A 288-nucleotide genomic window follows, 5' to 3' on the forward strand; every position below is an offset into this window, starting at 1 on the left:
CGGTGTAGATGCTCATGTCGGTGGTGACGTTGTCGATCAGGGTCGGTCCGAGCCAGAATCCGTCTTTGCCGCCGTCGGGCTGGACTTGGCGGCCGTCGACGACGATGGTGGCGCCTGCTGCTTCGCCTGCGTCGACGTAGGAGGCGACTTTGTCGCGGTGCGCCTGGGTGACGAGGGGGCCCATGTCGGAGTTCTTGGTGCCGTCGCCGGTGACGAGGGGGGTGGTGCGTTCGACGATTTTCGCGACGAGGTCGTCGGCGATGTCGCCGACGGCGACGAGTGCGGAGA

1 protein-coding gene is annotated in these 288 nt (G+C 66.7%); it reads right to left on the reverse strand.

From position 1 onward, the window contains the following. A partial coding sequence (locus RhoFasB10_RS26050; protein ID WP_167679373.1) for an aldehyde dehydrogenase family protein occupies positions 1 to 288 on the reverse strand: 288 nt, incomplete at both ends.

The sequence above is a fragment of the Rhodococcus sp. B10 genome, from assembly GCF_011770055.1.
Classification (GTDB): Bacteria; Actinomycetota; Actinomycetes; order Mycobacteriales; family Mycobacteriaceae; genus Rhodococcoides; species Rhodococcoides kyotonensis_B.